At 62.0% G+C, this 15,922-nt stretch carries 16 protein-coding genes and 1 pseudogene; 4 read left to right on the top strand and 13 right to left on the bottom strand.

What is annotated here, in order from left to right; all coding sequences use genetic code 11:
* Positions 1-92 precede the first annotated feature (92 nt).
* Positions 93-761 carry a response regulator gene (locus tag NFJ07_RS22455; protein WP_269997943.1) on the top strand — a complete coding sequence of 223 codons (669 nt, stop codon included), beginning with the start codon at positions 93-95 and terminating at the stop codon, positions 759-761.
* Positions 762-787: 26 nt separating this feature from the next.
* On the opposite strand, the gene NFJ07_RS22450 is transcribed toward NFJ07_RS22455, so the two are convergent.
* The 10 genes from NFJ07_RS22450 to NFJ07_RS22405 form a co-directional block, all read right to left on the bottom strand.
* Positions 788-1,348 (bottom strand): YceI family protein, encoded by a 561-nt coding sequence (locus NFJ07_RS22450; RefSeq protein WP_269997941.1) that lies wholly within the window; start codon positions 1,346-1,348, stop codon positions 788-790.
* 99 nt (positions 1,349-1,447) lie between these two features.
* A complete protein-coding gene (locus NFJ07_RS22445) occupies positions 1,448-2,227 on the bottom strand; it encodes a DUF2182 domain-containing protein (protein ID WP_269997939.1) in 780 nt (259 codons plus the stop codon).
* A gap of 139 nt (positions 2,228-2,366) precedes the next feature.
* Positions 2,367-2,873, bottom strand: coding sequence for a hypothetical protein (locus NFJ07_RS22440; RefSeq protein ID WP_269997937.1), 507 nt, complete (start codon positions 2,871-2,873; stop codon positions 2,367-2,369).
* A gap of 50 nt (positions 2,874-2,923) precedes the next feature.
* Entirely contained in the window at positions 2,924-4,072 is a 1,149-nt protein-coding gene (locus NFJ07_RS22435) for a glycosyltransferase family 87 protein (protein WP_269997935.1), read from the bottom strand.
* A gap of 8 nt (positions 4,073-4,080) precedes the next feature.
* Positions 4,081-4,368 carry a hypothetical protein gene (locus NFJ07_RS22430; protein ID WP_269997934.1) on the bottom strand — a complete coding sequence of 96 codons (288 nt, stop codon included), beginning with the start codon at positions 4,366-4,368 and terminating at the stop codon, positions 4,081-4,083.
* Positions 4,369-4,448: 80 nt separating this feature from the next.
* Positions 4,449-5,078 carry a hypothetical protein gene (locus tag NFJ07_RS22425; protein ID WP_269997932.1) on the bottom strand — a complete coding sequence of 210 codons (630 nt, stop codon included), beginning with the start codon at positions 5,076-5,078 and terminating at the stop codon, positions 4,449-4,451.
* Between the two features lie 460 nt (positions 5,079-5,538).
* Entirely contained in the window at positions 5,539-8,100 is a 2,562-nt protein-coding gene (locus NFJ07_RS22420) for a LuxR C-terminal-related transcriptional regulator (protein ID WP_269997930.1), read from the bottom strand.
* A gap of 268 nt (positions 8,101-8,368) precedes the next feature.
* Positions 8,369-9,736: an MFS transporter gene (locus tag NFJ07_RS22415; RefSeq protein ID WP_269997928.1), complete on the bottom strand. Its 1,368-nt coding sequence runs from the start codon at positions 9,734-9,736 to the stop codon at positions 8,369-8,371.
* 69 nt (positions 9,737-9,805) lie between these two features.
* Positions 9,806-10,723 carry a hypothetical protein gene (locus tag NFJ07_RS22410; protein ID WP_269997926.1) on the bottom strand — a complete coding sequence of 306 codons (918 nt, stop codon included), beginning with the start codon at positions 10,721-10,723 and terminating at the stop codon, positions 9,806-9,808.
* A gap of 489 nt (positions 10,724-11,212) precedes the next feature.
* On the bottom strand, positions 11,213-11,761 hold the full coding sequence (locus tag NFJ07_RS22405) for a TetR/AcrR family transcriptional regulator (RefSeq protein ID WP_269997925.1): 549 nt from the start codon (positions 11,759-11,761) through the stop codon (positions 11,213-11,215).
* A 132-nt stretch (positions 11,762-11,893) separates the two neighbouring features.
* Between NFJ07_RS22405 and NFJ07_RS22400 the strand changes: the two genes are divergently transcribed.
* Entirely contained in the window at positions 11,894-13,333 is a 1,440-nt protein-coding gene (locus tag NFJ07_RS22400; RefSeq protein ID WP_269997923.1) for an MFS transporter, read from the top strand.
* Positions 13,334-13,341: 8 nt separating this feature from the next.
* Here NFJ07_RS22400 and NFJ07_RS22395 read toward each other — a convergent pair whose 3' ends face one another.
* From NFJ07_RS22395 to NFJ07_RS22385, 3 genes are all read right to left on the bottom strand, one after another.
* Positions 13,342-13,845 carry a mycothiol transferase gene (locus NFJ07_RS22395; RefSeq protein ID WP_269997921.1) on the bottom strand — a complete coding sequence of 168 codons (504 nt, stop codon included), beginning with the start codon at positions 13,843-13,845 and terminating at the stop codon, positions 13,342-13,344.
* 62 nt (positions 13,846-13,907) lie between these two features.
* Complete coding sequence (locus NFJ07_RS22390; protein WP_269997920.1) at positions 13,908-14,435, bottom strand: AAA family ATPase; 528 nt, start codon at positions 14,433-14,435, stop codon at positions 13,908-13,910.
* An 81-nt stretch (positions 14,436-14,516) separates the two neighbouring features.
* On the bottom strand, positions 14,517-14,855 hold the full coding sequence (locus tag NFJ07_RS22385; RefSeq protein WP_269997919.1) for a hypothetical protein: 339 nt from the start codon (positions 14,853-14,855) through the stop codon (positions 14,517-14,519).
* 130 nt (positions 14,856-14,985) lie between these two features.
* On the opposite strand from NFJ07_RS22385, the gene NFJ07_RS22380 reads away from it, so the two are divergent.
* Complete coding sequence (locus NFJ07_RS22380) at positions 14,986-15,309, top strand: hypothetical protein (RefSeq protein ID WP_269997918.1); 324 nt, start codon at positions 14,986-14,988, stop codon at positions 15,307-15,309.
* Positions 15,310-15,402: 93 nt separating this feature from the next.
* Positions 15,403-15,922, top strand: a pseudogene (locus NFJ07_RS22375) (HNH endonuclease signature motif containing protein); the annotation flags it as partial.

Here is a 15,922-nt window from a genome sequence, read left to right as displayed (position 1 = left end):
GTGCGCCTTAGCCGCAAAAGTGCACGTTTTGTGCGTTTTCTGCCATCGCCGCCAGGTGCGGCTACGTTGTGGTCACGGAAGGAGCGCAGACGTTGATTAAGACATTGGTGGTTGACGACGATTTCCGGGTCGCCGGAATCCACGCTGCCCGCGTGGCCAGGGTTGACGGCTTCGAATGCGTCGGTGAGGTGTATAGCGCCGCAGCCGCACGGGAGGCAATCGAGCGCCTCAACCCGGACCTGCTCTTGCTGGATGTACATCTTCCGGACGAGGACGGGATCTCGATGCTGCGGTCCCTGCATGCGGCAGGAACCCAAGTTGATTGCATCATCATTACCGCTGCCCAGGACCTAGCCACCGTCAAGTCGGCAATGACCAGCGGCGCGGTCTATTACTTGGTCAAGCCCTTCGGCTTTGACCGGCTTCGCACACAGTTGGAGGCGTACCAGAAGTGGCGGCAGGAGCTGGATTCCGCTTCAACTGCCGACCAGGCAACTATTGACAGCCTCTACAACGCGCGCTCGGCCGGGGTCAGGCCCGCCGCCCCGGCGCCGCGCCTGCAGCCCACCATGCAGAAAGCGCTCGACGCCGTCCGCGCCGCCGGGGTTCCCATCAGCGCTGCTGAGATCGCCGAGCAGCTCGGTGTCAGCCGCCCGACGGCGCAGCGTTACCTCAGCGTTCTCGAGCGCAAGGGCCTTCTCATCTTGGACCTCACGTACGGCAGCACCGGCCGCCCGCTCAACTCATACACCGTGAGTTGAGCGGGGAGCGGCGGGCTACTTCTTGACTACTCGGCTGCGGGCTCACCCTGCTTCACGAGGGCAGCCTCGAGGTTGATCTTAACTTTGTCGCTCACCAGGAAACCGCCGGCCTCCAAAGCTGCGTTCCACGTCAGTCCGAAGTCCTTTCGGCTGATCTCGGTTTCAGCGGAGAACCCGGCGCGAGTGGCGCCGAAAGGATCAACCGCGACGCCGGTGAACTCAACTTCCAGCTCCACCGGCTTGGTGATCCCCCGGATGGTGAGGTCGCCCGTGAGGGTGTAGTCCTCGCCGTCGCCCTCTACGCTTGTGGCCCGGAAGGTCATCTCGGGGAAGGTCTCGACGTCGAAAAAGTCGGCGCCGCGGACGTGGCCGTCACGGTTGGCATCGCCGGAGTCGAAGCTCGCGGTCTTGACGGTTGCGTGAAGGGACGCGTCGGCCAAGGACTCACGGACGCGGGCCTCGGCGCTCGCATCCGTGAAGCGGCCCCGGACCTTGCTGATGCCGGCGTGCCGGACACTGAAGCCAATCTCGCTGTGGGACATGTCGAGCAGCCAGACGCCGGAAGTCAAACCGTTGGGAAGAGTCATGGTGGATCTCCTGATTCGCAAGAATTGAGCTTGGATCGGTCACTTCCACCCTTGTTGAGGGTGTCCGTGAAGTCAAGGATTCCGGAGTGGCCCACCGACTTACATCCCGACTCCGGGCACCATCCCGGGCGCAAACGCGATGGCGACAGCGATCAGGGCCAGCGCTACCGCGACTGACCGATTAGCGAGCCGCCTCCACGGGAGCATCTTCTCCAAGGCGATGAACGCACCGACCACCGCCATCCAGCCGACGCTCATCACGCCGAGCGCGAAGAGAGCCACCATCAGCGCCCAGCAGCAGGCAACGCACCACGCACCGTGCTCGAGTCCCAGACGCAGCGCACCAAAGGTCCCGTAGCGGATGCGGCGCAGGATGAAGTCCATCGGCGTCCTGCACTTCATCAAGGAGACGTTCTTGGCCGGCGTGAGCTGGTAGACGGCCGCCACAAAAATCACTCCCGCTGCCAGGTAGCGACCGCCCGGATCGGATGAAAACAAACCGGGGATGAGGGACGCGACTATTGCGTAGAGCGCGTACGCAGCGAGGCCGAAGATCGTCCAGGAGATCAGGTAGCCGGCAACGAACACTGCTGTGGAACCCGGCGGAGCATAGTGTCCGGTTTCGCGGCGGTGATGGGTGATCCGGGCGTAAGCAACCACCATGGGCGCAACCGACGGAAACATCATCGCCGCAAGCATCACGACCCACGTGGTGAGGAAGAAACCGAGCGGTCCCGGATCTGTCCAACGGCCCATGTCCATCCCGGACGTTTGCGCGGCCGAAACGATCCAGCTCAGGGCGGCGAGGACGAGTAGAACCGCGACCAGACCGGCCTCGCGCAGGTCCATCCTGAAAGCTGTGGCGCGCGTGGCTCTCATGACATTTCCCAAGACATTGAGGACTCTCCTCGCTAGCACAATCGACTAGCGGAGCTCCCCCCAAAGGCAGCGCCGAAATCACTTGGAACGAGACCACGAACCTCGATACGGCCGACGATATTCCGGCCTCATAGGGGTGTCAATGGTTCCCCGTGGCCGGGACCACGTCCCCCGTTTCGAGGCGGACCGGGCAGCCGAGCCGCGCTTCGTAGGCGGCAGCCAGGGCACTGTTGTCTGCGCCCTCTGAAACCGTGACCACCACATGAGATCCGTCATTGGACATCCCGACGACCCGGACTCTTGCTTCTTCCTTCAAAAGGGTTCCCGCCCGGTCCATGACAGTTCCTGGAACGCACGCTGCGGAACGGAGCGAGATGTCAACACCCGGGAGTTGGCCGCGCACGCGTGAGATGCGGTCGCTCTCGGGACCATGCCAAGTGATGACGAGCTTCCCTTGTTCAAGGGCGACTGACCCGAAGTTGGGGTCGCCGCTTAACGCCTCGGTGATGAGGCTTGCCGCTGACGACAGAGTCCCGTCTTGCGGTGCCGCTTCGGTAATCGGGACCGGATCCGTAACTCGTATTGAGCCGGCATGACGTTGGACACCCCCGTCGCAGGCAGTCAACGCGGCTCCGGAGATCAGCATCGCTGAAACTATGCCTGTATTGCTTCTCCAACGCATAACAACCCCCTTAGCTACAGCGCCCTAACGAATGATCGAACAAGGAGGTCGTCGGCGCTGTAGTTCCCTGCCCACGATGCGAAGCTCTCGTTGATCGCCAGCATGTACAACTTGACGCGGAAGGTGCCTTCGTAAGTGCCGTTAAGTCCCAATGAAATAAGAGGATAGAAGTCCTCGTGCTCCTCAAAGCTGGCAAAGATTCCTTCTAGCAAGGCCTTGCGGTCTGGACTAAGGAACCACTCCGACGGGGCATCAGGCTTCACCTCCGCGTATCTTGGGTCCGCTTCCTCCCATGAGTCGAGCCACCGCGCAGGGGTATCGAGCACAGCTTCAGCCTCGATCCTCATCCCGCTTAGAACGCCGCGAATGGTATGCCAGGAACCGTCCAGGTTGCCAAGCCGCGATTCACCAGTTTCAAGGCCCGTGACCCTGATTCTGGTTGTTGTTGTGTCCATTTGAGCTTGCTCGTGCAGACCGATATGCGGTTCATCAGGGTGCATTCTCGGCCGTACATAGGCATGTCCATCGGCTCCCGTGAACAGGCGACCGCGCGCTTCGACCAAGCCTCCGTCTTGGACAGAAATCAATTGCTGGCCGCTGTTTGATGATCTGTTGGTCAGCTTGATACCGGCGGCGATCCCGATCAACACCCCTTTCGGAACGAACCGGGACCACCTTCCATTGGTGTGACGAACGAAATCCGCGAGACAGAGTCCGGCGAGGAACAAGTTGATCTGGCCCCATACCAAGTGCTGGGCGACGACCGTGGTGCAACAGCCCAGCAAAAGAAGTGCGAGCCATATCGTCCGGCGCCTGGGCAAAGACTGCGGCAGGCAAACACCAATGATGAACGCCAAGGTTGCCACGCAGCCGGTGGTCCACAGTACGAAGGACGTCTGGGAAGGAAACAAGCTCGTGACCGACAGGAGCACGGCTGCGAACGGCGTGTAGACGAAAGGCAGACCCTCGGACGGCAGAAGTTCCCCAAAAATGTTGCGGGCATAAATGTCTTCCCCGGGCCACGACGCAACCGAAGCGTACCGATAAACCAAGAAATCCACCGGAGGGTAGACGCCGAGATTGAGCAGATACAGGCTGGCAAAGACGATCCCCAACACCACGACGATTGTCGCTATTGGCCACATCCGAACAACGATGCTCACGGTTTCGGCTAATTCGAAGTAGCGCCCTTGTGGAAGCGCCCGTACCGGCGAAGGAACACGTATATGCCTACGAACGTCACCAGGCCAAGAACGGGCCCGGCCCAGAAGACAACGGGCGTACCGTGGATGAGAGCCGCGGCGCCCCCGAAAACTGCAGCGACGACTCCAGCTCCAGGATTGGCCGTAGCCAGTTTCCCCTGGATTTCGCGGCCCAGCTGGCGGTAGTGAATGGCTTGCAGGACAGCAAAGAGGATGAAGGCCGCGACCATGATCAAAGACCAAGGCGGGTCAGTCATCGACACTACGCTGACAGTTACCCCGAACAAGGCTGACAGCGCGAGCCAGTAATTGCGTACGGTCGAATCAGTCCCGGGGTTCATCGGCATCCCCTGTTGAAGTCAATAACGGACCCGGCGATCGCCATGGCTGCCGAGCATCCCAATGCGGCCATGGGGCCGAAGAAACCCATCGCGCCGCAGAAAGCCGCATTTGTGCCCCACCAGGCCCATAGGGCAGCCCACGCGGACGGGCACTGGGGAAACATCGGTTTCTTCCCCATTGACCCCTTACCGCCACCGATCATGCTCCGCTCAGCCTTAATAAGCTTGGCAACCTTAGTTTTGTTCGGACCATCCGCCAACTCAAGGGTCAGGTACCCGGAGTCCGTGAGCGAAACCAGCGATTCCAGGATGTCCGTAGGCATGGACGCCGCAAGGAACTGCTGCTGCAATCCACTATCGAAGCGGCTGTCTGAAGACAAATACTCCCTGAGCTCCTTCGATTCCTGAATCAGGTCCAGCCGGTTCGCGAAACCGGCAGGGTCCGCCAGACGGGCTTGCTCCAGCCGTTTCATCGCCTCTGCCCTCTGCGCCTTCGTCGGCTCCAGCAAAACGGCACCTTCACCGCTACCCACCACTGTCCGGTTCTCGGCAGCATTAGCAGCAGCCGGAGCTACCGAACCGAAAACAACAGCAACCACCGCAACGAGTGCAGTCAGCAGACGCAAAACCCTCGTCCAACGTAATACGTGAACCATCAAAATCCCCGGACCCAAAAACTGGCCGACCCTGGGGTCCCAATCATGTTGACATTCTCAGTGGTGGCGGCGCCAACTGCACCGACCCTCTTCAAGGTTCTTGACTTCGAATTCACACCGTCCTCCTGCGAGTGATGTCGGGTGGGGCGCCCGGCGAAGCAGATGCTTCACAACGAAAGTATGGAGGCCAGATAAAGTAGTCAAGACAATTTTAATAACAGGTCAGAAGACTTTAATTTTAAGATCAAAACCAGAATTGATTGATGCATCCGTGCAGGCTTCGAAACTACTCAATTCCGACTGTGGCACCACTCAATTTGAGGTCTTTGCATACTCAATTTCGAGTATTCACCACTCAATAGAAGCAAAACACTTGACACTGGTAGATAGGGAGTGCGTTGCGGCCGAGGGTCTGGAGCCGGGCGTCCAGTTATCCGCCACTTGTTTGGGAGTTTCGAGCGTGCTCATAAAGGGCCTGTCGCGTGGTGGTTCCGGTCTTGCCAAGGGCTCTGGAGATGTGGTTTTCCACGGTCCGGGTGCTGATCCCAAGGAGGACTGCGATTTCGGGGGTGCGTTGGCTGCCTGCCAGGATGGCGATTTCTTTTTCCCGGGCGGTCAGGCCCGGGGGTTGCCCTCCGGTGTCGAGGGTCAGTTGTTCTCCTTGCGATGGGAAGCGGTTTTCGAAGACTGAGGTGATCCGTTGAAGGGTCTTGGCCAAGCCATGGTGTCGTTTGTGGAGATAACGCCTTGATGTGCTTTTCAGGAGCCTGGTGATCGCGGGAAGGTCGGAGTCGACCTCGTATTGGTCCAGGAGAATCTTCAGCAGTTGGTGGTCGCGGTCACGAACGGCACCGGCGATGGCGAGGAACCGGGCATGGGAGGTGACGCCGTTCTCCTGCAGGAGCCGTTGCGTGGTCTCCAGGATCTTGTGTCCGGGGTAGAGGGACAGCATGAACAATGAGGCATACACGGCCTCGGTGATGTAGCCGCGGTCCATTTGCTGTTCCAGAAGGTCCGCTGCCTTTTCATCAAACTCGGCTGGATCGGCGTATTTCCGGGTAACGAGCTCGTAGACTGCTTTACCGGTTCCAGGCAGGGGCCCGACGTCAGCGACGTCTTTGCGTGCCTGAATCCCCAGCGAGGGGACGTTCTTACCGGAGCTGGCCAATACGCGAAGGCCGGCGATTCTGAGCAAAGCGTCATGGAGGAAGCTCACCAGGAACCCGGGGCGTCCGAGAGCGAAGACACTGGCCATCACCCGCTCAGCTTCCTTGCTGAGTCCTTGTTCCGCCATTGCCAAAACCGCGACGTAACTGTTCGCGACGAAGGCGAACTGATCAAGGCGGTGCCGCGCCGCGGCGCGTTGGCTAAGGGAGAAGATCAGCGCTTCCTCGCTTTGGCCGGCAATATGGAGAGCGAGTCCACGGACGAACGGTTCCATGCTTGAGGCGATTTCGAAGCCATCTGCTGAGTCAAGGGCAAGAAGGGCCGCCTGGGCATCGAAGCGATAGAGCTCCAAAATGCCTCTGATGACTGGCAGAACGCCGCTCTCGGGATGGTGACTGCGTAGCCTGTCCAGGGTTTCGTCGAGGTTTGAGGGCATTCGGTCAAAGGACGCCTGGAGGTAGAGTGCGAACGCTTGGGCTTCTGCTTTCCAATCGGGGTGGGCTTGGCCGATCGCCTGGAGTATGCCCGTCGCTACCGCTAATTGCCCGCCATTGACGATGACCCACAGCGCCCGGGTCATGGCGAAGAAGAAGTGATCGCCAGAATCAGCTCCTACCGCCTCAGTTTCGCTGAAGACGTGTTCGATGCGTGAGGGATCGATCGGACCGCCCCAGTAGAATTTGAGGAACGCTGCTGCGTTGGACATTGTCTTTTCGGACTCCCAGACGCTGAATTGTGATTCCTCCAGTTCCCGTAGCTGTTCTTGGAAATGCTGCGTCGCAGCCGTGCCGCCGCCGGCTTCACTCCGCAGGTCTCTGATCAATTCAGCCAGAAGCTCAGGCGAGGAGCTCTTTAGCGGCCGGTCATGGGAATCGATCTCCCGGTTACTCCGATCCGCCAGCACCCTCCGGGAGGATCGCACGTGAGGGTCACGGAAATGGTCGACAACAATGTGGGGACTGACGCTTACCCATATGGCTCCGCCGCTGTCTTCGGCGAGCGCAACCAGCCCCCGCATTTCGAGCCTGTCCAGGATATCTGCCTCAACTACTGGCTTCAGGGACCCCAGCGGCCGGGCTCCCACCACGGACAGGGTATGCAAAGCCGTCCGCTCATCAGCGCTTAGTCCGTGAAGGAGTTCCTGGACGGTGCTCTGGAGATATTCGTTCCAGAGTGTGTGCCCACCCATTCTCCACTGTCCACCATGGAAGATAAGTTGCTTGCTCAGCTCCGCGCTTTGGGCGATCCTGACCACGAGTCGCGGGTTGCCTCCAGATTTCATGAGAACGGCGGTGGTCAAATCTACGTCCGGCGGCGACCCGAGCGTCTGGGCCAGCAGCTTGTTGACTTGATCGTAGTGAAGAGGACTGAGTCGAATCGTTGCCTCCGGCCATCGGGCAGGCGTGAACACGGAGGCCCCTGAGTCCAGTGGGGCATCGTCCATCGTCACCACCAGCGGCCGTTGGGTCCTCCTCTGAACAATGTCAATGACTGCAGCTGATTCCTTGTCGAGCTCATCGATATCGTCAACAACTATTGCCCGGCGGCCTCGCTGCGCCAACTGTTCGGCGAGCACGTTCGCGACGCCTAGCGGCCCATTCTCTTGTCCGCGCCCTTCCAGTCCGAGTGCGCCAATCCCTGCGAACGGAGTCTCATTCAGGAGCCGCGAACCCGAGAGGCTGTAGACCGTGAACCCGGCATTTTCGAGGCCAGCGGCGATCGACTGCAGGACCGTTGATTTTCCACTTCCGGGGCCGCCGGCGATCCGAACACTGACGCCGCGATCCACGTAGGCAAGCGCCCGTCGGGCTTCCTCTTCGAACACTTCCGAACTCCTAACGCAGGCACCCCAGCTTTGAAGTGTGAGCCTAGTGGCCTACCAAATCTGAGGAGAGCGCCCCAGAGCGCTAGCCTGACGATCTATCCAACGCTACGGGCGAAAATGATCACTGAGTGTGCATTGCACTGAAATTGAGTGGGCATTGCACCGAAAATGAGTGTGCGTTGACCTAAAAATGAGTGATGAAGGTGCGTCGGAGTAGGTACAGGGGTTTGTCGGCCTGCAGCGGGTTTCGGAGCCTCGCGATTGGGACCTAACCCATCACCCCCGGCTTCCGCCAAGCCAGCGCCAACCCAAACACCACCACGCTCAACCCCAGCATCACCAACACCATGAGCCCCCAGTTTGCCTGGTTGACCCCGGGCCCGTACAGCACACCAATGAGCACCGTCGCCGTGATGGCTCCGAGGTATCTGCACGTCTGGAAAATCCCGGCGGCCACTCCCCTGTCCTCGGGCCGCGCGGACACGTACAAACCTTGGTTGGACGCCGTGCTGACAACACCATACGGAACACCCATCAGCGCCGTGAGCACCAGCACCAGCGGGGGCCAGAAGGACAGCGTCAGCAGCCCGAGCGCGCCGGAAGCCAGAGCCAAAAGCAAGACCCCGACGATCATCACGGACCGCACCCCGAACCGCTCAATGAACCGCACCGTCACCGGCGTCATGACAACCGACATGGCAGCCAGGGGAAGCATCAGCAGGCCGACCACGCCGGCGTCGTACTTTCCCGCCTGCTGCAACAACTGCGGAAGCCCGAAGAAAGCAAAATAATAGACCGCGCTGAACACCGCGAAACCCAAGTACAACAGCAGCAGCGGCCGGTTCCGGCCGAGCAGCCGCAGGTCCAGGAACGGCGGACTGAACCGCAATTCGCGCCATGCGAACAGCCCCGCCAGGACAACAGCGACGGCGATGAACCACCAGCGGTAGGCCGGCACCACGTTGAGCAGCGCCATCATCGCCAACGTGAGCGAGGCGAGGAACGCCAGGATGCCCGGAATGTCTGAATCGCGCAGGAGGACGGAGAGCTTGCCGCTTTCGCGTCCGACGTCGGGCGGCGCCACCCGCCGCACCACAATCAGTGCCAGAAGCGAGATCGGCACGTTGATCGCGAACAACGCCTGCCAGCCGACCAGGCTCACCAAAAGGCCGCCGACGACGGGTCCCACCGCAGCGGCCGACGTGTTCGCCATCTGGATGCGCCCCAAGGGTCGGGTGGAGCTGATGTTCGCCTGCCGGCTGAGCGTCGAGACCATGACGACGGCGCACGGGTACGCCGTCGCGGTCCCCACCGCCATGAGCGCACGGGCCACGCAGACCAGTGCGAAGTTCGGCGAAAACGGCGCCAGCGCGCAGGCAATGGCAACCACTGCCATGCCGAAGGTGAATAACCTCCTCGGACCGAAACGATCCGCGAGCCGGCCCATGAGTGGCTGGCCGGCGGCCGAGGCGAGGTAGAAGGACGTGATCACCCAGGTGACCGTGGCGACGTCGAGCGCAAAGTCCTGGCGCAGAACCACTAGCGCGACCGCGATCATCGACGAGTTCAGCGGATTCAGCGCCGTCCCGAGACTCAGTGCAGCGATCGCTAGGCCGGGGCGGGGTTTGTTGGTCACGTCCCTAAGTCTGGTCCATCGTTGCCTTGGGTCACGAAACGACGCGTCACGAACCTCGGCGGGAACCCGTCAGCTCTGCGGTATCGACCAATCCGGCTTCCGCTTGCCGCTGGCATCTTCAGTCAGCGTCGGGGCCGGGGGCTTCGGCGGGGCCACGACCGGTGCTGGTTTGGGCGGGGCAGGGGGTGCGGGTGGAATGCACGAGTAGTTGTAGTCGAGGTCTGTGGTGAATTGGGTGAGTGCAACCACACCGCCGGCTGTCAGCGGCGGGGCAGAGCAGAGTTCCACCGCGGTCTCCGGTGACGTTGCTCCGGCAAGCCAGCTCTTAAGTCCGTTCAGATTGCTGTCGGGATGAAGCCGACCGGCGATTATCCCAAACTGGTACGAGGTTGAGTAGATGCCCACCGCCGCGCCAATGCTTTGCAAGTAGGCGGCCATGCCTTCAATATCCGCGGCGTTGGCGACTTTGTCCCAGGACCAGGCGTTCCCGGTTTCCACGTCCAGCCACCACATGTGCTTGGCGGGATCGCTGACGCCCCGCTGGTTAGCGTCCTGAAAGGCCATGGTGTAGCCGTAGATGTAGGCGCACGCTGCCGAAGCGCTCCCATCGCAGGTCCCGTACGGGTTGGGAACCGTCGCGTTTGCGACTCCATTGGACGACGGCCACCACGCGGGCCCGAACTCCGCGGGATTGCCAGTGTTGACGTACAAGGCAACGGCCGGCTGGCTCGTCCCGCCCACCGAGCTGGCGGCCCACTGAAGCTGCTCGGCCAAACAGGGATTCGCACTCTCCGGCCACCCGCCGTTGACACCGACAATCGCGAACGACTGGCCCGCAGGAAGTCCGCCACCGCATTGCGGCCAGGAGATGTCGTTGCCTAACGCGACCCCTGGAGATTCCATGGGTGCGGCGTTGGCGGCGGAAAACGGTGTGGCGATCCCCGCAAGCAAGAGGCAAGCGACGGCCATGAGTTTTGCAGTTTTCATGATGTGCGTCCTTGGCGGGGTTCAAGGCCCCGCCGGGTTGGTACGGCCGCGCATCGCTTCTCAAAAGCAATGGCAGTGAGCCTTCTTCAGCTCACTTTGGATGCTACGGAGCCGTTTCCGGGCAGCCTTGAGTGATGCCTACTCGACTTAGTTAACGAATTTGCGAGTGTTGCCGGCGTTGCACCCGGAGGACGCACGACCGCGGGCAGCGTGGCGAGGGCACGACGGCGGGCGTCGGGGGCCTACTGCGGCGGGGCGGCCGGGCACGACGGGCGGCCGCGGGGCGCGCATGGCGGTCCCGACCGCCGCAAACGCTCGCTCACCTTTGGGCCGCAAATGCGAAACGCTCCTGCACATCCGGCGTCGCGCCGTCGTAATAGTGAGCGAGCGATCGTGAAAAACCCGCCATAAGTGAGCGAGGGTCGCCCAAAAACGCGCCACAAGTGAGCGAGGGTCGGAGAACAGCCTGGAATCTTGCCCCTGAACCCGTCAGGAAGCGATAAGTCCGTCGGCGACTACCGCGAGCATCGATGCTGCGGCGTCGGCGGGAAGCTCGCTGTTATCTACCACTGCGGCCACACCGCCGACGAGCCGGCTGATCTGAATGGCCTCAACCCCAGGTCGCAGGGCCGAGTCCAACGCTTCGATCATGCGTTGATTAGCACCGAGGTAGGTCCGGCACTTTGCCGCAAACGGGGAACCGGGGTCGCCCAGCGCGGCGGTGATCCGGGCCGCTGCACCCTTATGTTCGGTCAGCATCGCCGCATAGTCGGTCAGCCAACTCAGCAACCGCTCCCGGGCTGGGCCGTCGAGGGTAAGGGCTCGGTCGACGGCGGTGTTGACCTTGTCTGCCCATGCCTCGAGGACGGCGTCGTACAGTGACTCTTTGGTCGCGAAGTGCCTGTAGAGCGTACCGGGTCCCACTTCGGCCGCCTTGGCGACTTCGTCCATTGAAACTGCCTCGAAGCCTTTGACACGGAAGAGCGCACGCGCAACTTCCACGATCCGATCGCGGTTGCGTTGAGCGTCAGCGCGCACAGAAACCAGCCCTTCTAAGTACGTCCAAAACAAGAACTATTGCAAAACGGAGAGTGTCTCCGTATAGTTCTAAGCGGAGCTACTCTCCTCTTAGTGTACGTCAGCCCCCTCGGCTAGAACAGGACACCTCCCATGACACCCACAATCGCCACACGCGCACCCGCCGGGATCGCGACATCCGGCCGCCGCGCCGGCAGCATTGGCCTCTGGCTGGTCATGCTGGCCCAACTCATGCTTGTCCTCGACGCGACTGTCGTGAACGTCGCGCTCCCCCACATCGCCACCGACCTCCACTTCGACCGGGCCGAGCTCAGCTGGGTCTTGAACGGCTACGCCGTCGCCTTCGGCGGCCTCCTGCTGCTCGGCGGACGGATCGGAGACGTCGTCGGCCGTCGTCGCACCTTCCTGGTGGGCGTCGCAGCCTTCACGCTCTTCTCACTGCTTGGCGGCCTGGCCACCTCGCCCCTCCTCCTCGTCATCGCACGCGCACTCCAGGGCCTCGGCGCGGCATTCGCCGCCCCGAGCGTACTCGCGCTCATCACCACCAGCGCGAAGGACGACGGCGCGCGGAACCGCGCGCTCGCACTGTTCTCCGCCATTGCGTCAATGGGTGGCGCGCTCGGGCTCATCCTCGGCGGACTGCTCACCGACACCACCAGCTGGCGGTGGACCCTCTTCATCAACGTGCCGATCGGCGTCGTGGTCCTCATTGCAGTGCCGCGCCTCGTCGCGGAAACTCCCCGGCGGCCCGGGCGATTCGACATCCTCGGAGCGGTGACCGCGACGGGCGGCGCCGTCGCCATCGTTTGGGGTCTCATCCAAGCGGGCGACGTCGGTTGGTCCAGCCCGCGCACTATCGGCGGCTTGGTTGTCGGGGCAGTGCTGATCGCAGTTCTCGCCGTCACCGAGCGGAGAGTGGCACACCCCTTGCTCCGTCCGCAACTGCTGCGCAGCCCGAGCCGTGTGGCGGCGCTGGCAGCGATGGCGGCCACCTACGGCGGGATGCTGGCGATGTTCTTCCTCATGGTCCAGTACCTCGAAGACGATCTGCACCTCTCGCCGATGGTGACCGGGTTGGCGTTCCTGCCGATGCCGCTGAGCATCTTCGCGATGTCGCGGATCGTCCCGCGGCTACTCGAGCGCTTCGGGGCCGTCCGGCTGGTCGTCTTCGGCACCGCCCTTCGCGTCGTCGCCTTCTTGCCGCTGACGCAACTGAATACGAACACCCCGTTCGCCCTCGTTTTGCTTGCACTTCTGGGCACTGGAATCTCCGCCGGCATAACGTTCATGCCGCTCACGACGCTCGCGCTTCGCAACGTCGAACCCGAGCACGCAGGGTCCGCATCCGGACTTTTCCAGACAATGCAGCAGCTTGGCGGCGCCGTCGGCCTGGCCATCGTGGCTTCGATCTACGCGGCCTTCGCTATACCTGGCGATTTCCTGACCGGCGGACGGGCCGGGTTCTGGTCGGCGACCATCCTCTCCGCCCTCGCGCTGGCGGCCGTCCTGGGGTTGGTCTTCAAACCTCGGAAGGTTGCATCTCAGAAGGTGGCATCTCAGAACGTTGCTTGAGGTTCCGCTTACCGGCCGCCTAGGCCCTTGGCGTAGGCGGCCTGCCCCGCGTGCTGAAGGCAATCGGCAATCGTGCTGACCAACCGCACGCCGAGAGTGACCGGCGGGTCCCAGCGGGTGTCGACGATGCGATCAAGGTCCTCGTCACCAAGGGTTTCCAGGAACGCCATCGTCTGCCGGTGGACGGCGTCGTAGTATTCGAGCAACAGCTCCGGCGGGGCCTGAACCGCGTCGACCTTATCGCTCGAGTGGCCGTAGCCGGTGTCGCGTTCAGGCAGCGGCAGGTTGAATCGCCCGGCGAACTCCTTCGAAGTCCACACCTGTTCGACGCCGGCGGCGGAGGCGAGCTGCAGGTCCTCCACTCGGCTGAGGTGCCAGATCAACCACGCAATCGAGTTTCCGCTCCCGGCCGGCCGATGGACTAGAGACTCGTCGTCGACCCCTTTAAGAGTCGCGGCCACTATGTCACGGATCCGAGCAAAGGCGTCCAGCAGCAGTTCGTTGGATCTCATCGCTTCCCTTCACTGTGTTCTTCGCTGAGACCTTTCACGGAGGCTCACCGAACTGGCTACGCCTACCACCCAATCAGAGCCCGAACCGCCTGGGCAACCTGGCTAGGGCCTCGTCGTCCCGTCGCCACCACATGTGTATCGAGTCGAGCTTCGGTCAGGATTTCATCGAGCTCCACGCTGCGATCCAGGTGCCAGGCCAGCTCCGGGCTGTTCGGTTCGTGTCGGTTCCTGAGTCGCTCTTGAATAGTCTCGATTGGCGCTTCCAGTCGGATCACCGTGAGCTTCCCTCCGCCGAGGGCTGCACGATATCGGTCCACCTCCGCGGCTTGCTCAAGCACTCCTGCCAGAATGAGCCTCCGTACGCCAACCTCACGATAATTTCCCGCGACAGCCTGAAGATTCCTCAGTTCAAGCTCGTGGTTGAACCGGTCCGTTGAAGGCGCAGGCCAGCTCCGCCGCAACGCATCGAGGTCGATCACGGCGTTGCTGATTCCGTCGTCGGCGAGGAGCCAGTGCAAGGCTTCGCCTGTAGTCGTCTTGCCGGCACCAACCGTGCCGTTCAGGAAAACACTCTCAAGATCCATAGCCATCTAAGGAGTCTAGGCGGCCACTATGTCACGGATCCGAGCAAAGGCGTCCAGCAGCAGTTCGTTGGATCTCATCCCGTCCCTTCACTGTGTTCTTCGCTGAGCCCTCACGAAGTCCCAGGCCTCACGTGCCAGGGCCAGCCACGACTCCTCATCGTCGGCAGTGACGGTGAGGCATTCCCTCATCGCACGACCCTTTCCGGCGTCAAACGGCGCACCAACACCGGTTCCGATCAGCATCTCGACCCGCTGGTGCGGCAACTTCACAACAAGTCTGCCTCCGGAAAACGTCGCAAAAATCGAGCCGTGGACCTTCAGCGCGTTCGAACCGAATCCGCGCTGCCCCGGTTCTCCCGGCACGCTGACGCCCGGGCTGTCCCTGAATTCATCGACCAGCGTGTTGAAACGCTCCTCAGGCAGCATGGGAATATCTTCCCGCCCCGGATGTTGGGGAACAACCGGTAACCGTCAACCAAGTCGGCGGGGTCAAACATATGGCGGATAGGCAGGCATAAACTACAAGCAGAACCTCTTCCATCGCCGGGGAGCTCCAATGGACACTGAATTCGCTGATGTCATCGGTCATGATGTCACCTCGATCACTTGCCTGTGCGGAAACACCGTCAGCAAAGAGGGATTGATCCAGGCCAATTCACAAGGCGTCCCTGTTTACGCCGGAGCAAACACGCCTGTCCCCGCCGGACTGGCCGCGTGGCCCGACGATGAGGACCTCTACACTCTGTGTCCGTCATGCGGCCGCGTTTACCACGACACAGTCATAGAAGAGACAGAGACCGCGCCCGTGGCCTTTCAGGTCGACGTCGCCGCTGGCCCGATCGCTGAGGCGATCCGGGTTCATTGGGACCTCAGCACCTAATATTTGAGACGTGTTTTCCTTGTTTCGCTTTTCGCGACGCCGATTGGCAGCGCGAGGGCCTTAAATGTCAGACCCCCGTGACAGGGTTTATTCATGGAAGGCATCGGTCAAGTCGTGGCACGTCGGGCAGCCCAGCCCGACGGCGGGATTGCGTCGCCGGGACGTCTTTCCCGCCGCCTGAAGCCCGTCGCCGCCCGGCATGCCGGGCTTCAAAACCCCGCCGCCGTGCCGGCGCCCGCAAATGACCTTGATCAGGCAGTGGCGGCGATGGATGCGCTGCGCTCAACCGCTGCCTCCGACGCCCGCTCGCTCGGTTTCACCGATGCCGCTGATTTCGCCGGCAAGATCGAGGAGATCTCCCGGACGGTGGAATTTTTGCAGATCGTCGCGGCCGAGGCCGTGGAACGGACGCGCAGCGAAGCACAAGCCTCCCGGCAATCATCCGCGGGGCCGGGGTGGAGGACCGGCTGGACCGAGTCCATGGCAGTGGCAGCAGATACGGCAACCGCGACCGGCACGACCACCGTGCCCGGCATGGACGTCCCGGACCTCCCGGCACCGGCTCCCGCGCCCGGCCTTAGGGAAGCAGCCGCCGCGGTTGACGACGGTTACC

Source organism: Arthrobacter sp. B2a2-09 (genome assembly GCF_027587375.1).
In the GTDB taxonomy this organism is placed as follows: domain Bacteria; phylum Actinomycetota; class Actinomycetes; order Actinomycetales; family Micrococcaceae; genus Arthrobacter.
The sequence above is the reverse complement of the archived record's forward strand: the minus strand, read 5'-3'. Positions and strand labels throughout refer to the sequence as shown.

Coding starts and splice junctions, on each gene's coding strand:
- NFJ07_RS22450 (WP_269997941.1), bottom strand. CDS start 1,348: ATGACTCTTCCCAACGGTTTGACTTCCGGCGTCTGGCTGCTCGACATG.
- NFJ07_RS22445 (WP_269997939.1), bottom strand. CDS start 2,227: ATGAGAGCCACGCGCGCCACAGCTTTCAGGATGGACCTGCGCGAGGCC.
- NFJ07_RS22440 (WP_269997937.1), bottom strand. CDS start 2,873: ATGCTGATCTCCGGAGCCGCGTTGACTGCCTGCGACGGGGGTGTCCAA.
- NFJ07_RS22430 (WP_269997934.1), bottom strand. CDS start 4,368: ATGACTGACCCGCCTTGGTCTTTGATCATGGTCGCGGCCTTCATCCTC.
- NFJ07_RS22410 (WP_269997926.1), bottom strand. CDS start 10,723: ATGAAAACTGCAAAACTCATGGCCGTCGCTTGCCTCTTGCTTGCGGGG.
- NFJ07_RS22400 (WP_269997923.1), top strand. CDS start 11,894: ATGACACCCACAATCGCCACACGCGCACCCGCCGGGATCGCGACATCC.
- NFJ07_RS22395 (WP_269997921.1), bottom strand. CDS start 13,845: ATGAGATCCAACGAACTGCTGCTGGACGCCTTTGCTCGGATCCGTGAC.
- NFJ07_RS22390 (WP_269997920.1), bottom strand. CDS start 14,435: ATGGCTATGGATCTTGAGAGTGTTTTCCTGAACGGCACGGTTGGTGCC.
- NFJ07_RS22385 (WP_269997919.1), bottom strand. CDS start 14,855: ATGCTGCCTGAGGAGCGTTTCAACACGCTGGTCGATGAATTCAGGGAC.
- NFJ07_RS22380 (WP_269997918.1), top strand. CDS start 14,986: ATGGACACTGAATTCGCTGATGTCATCGGTCATGATGTCACCTCGATC.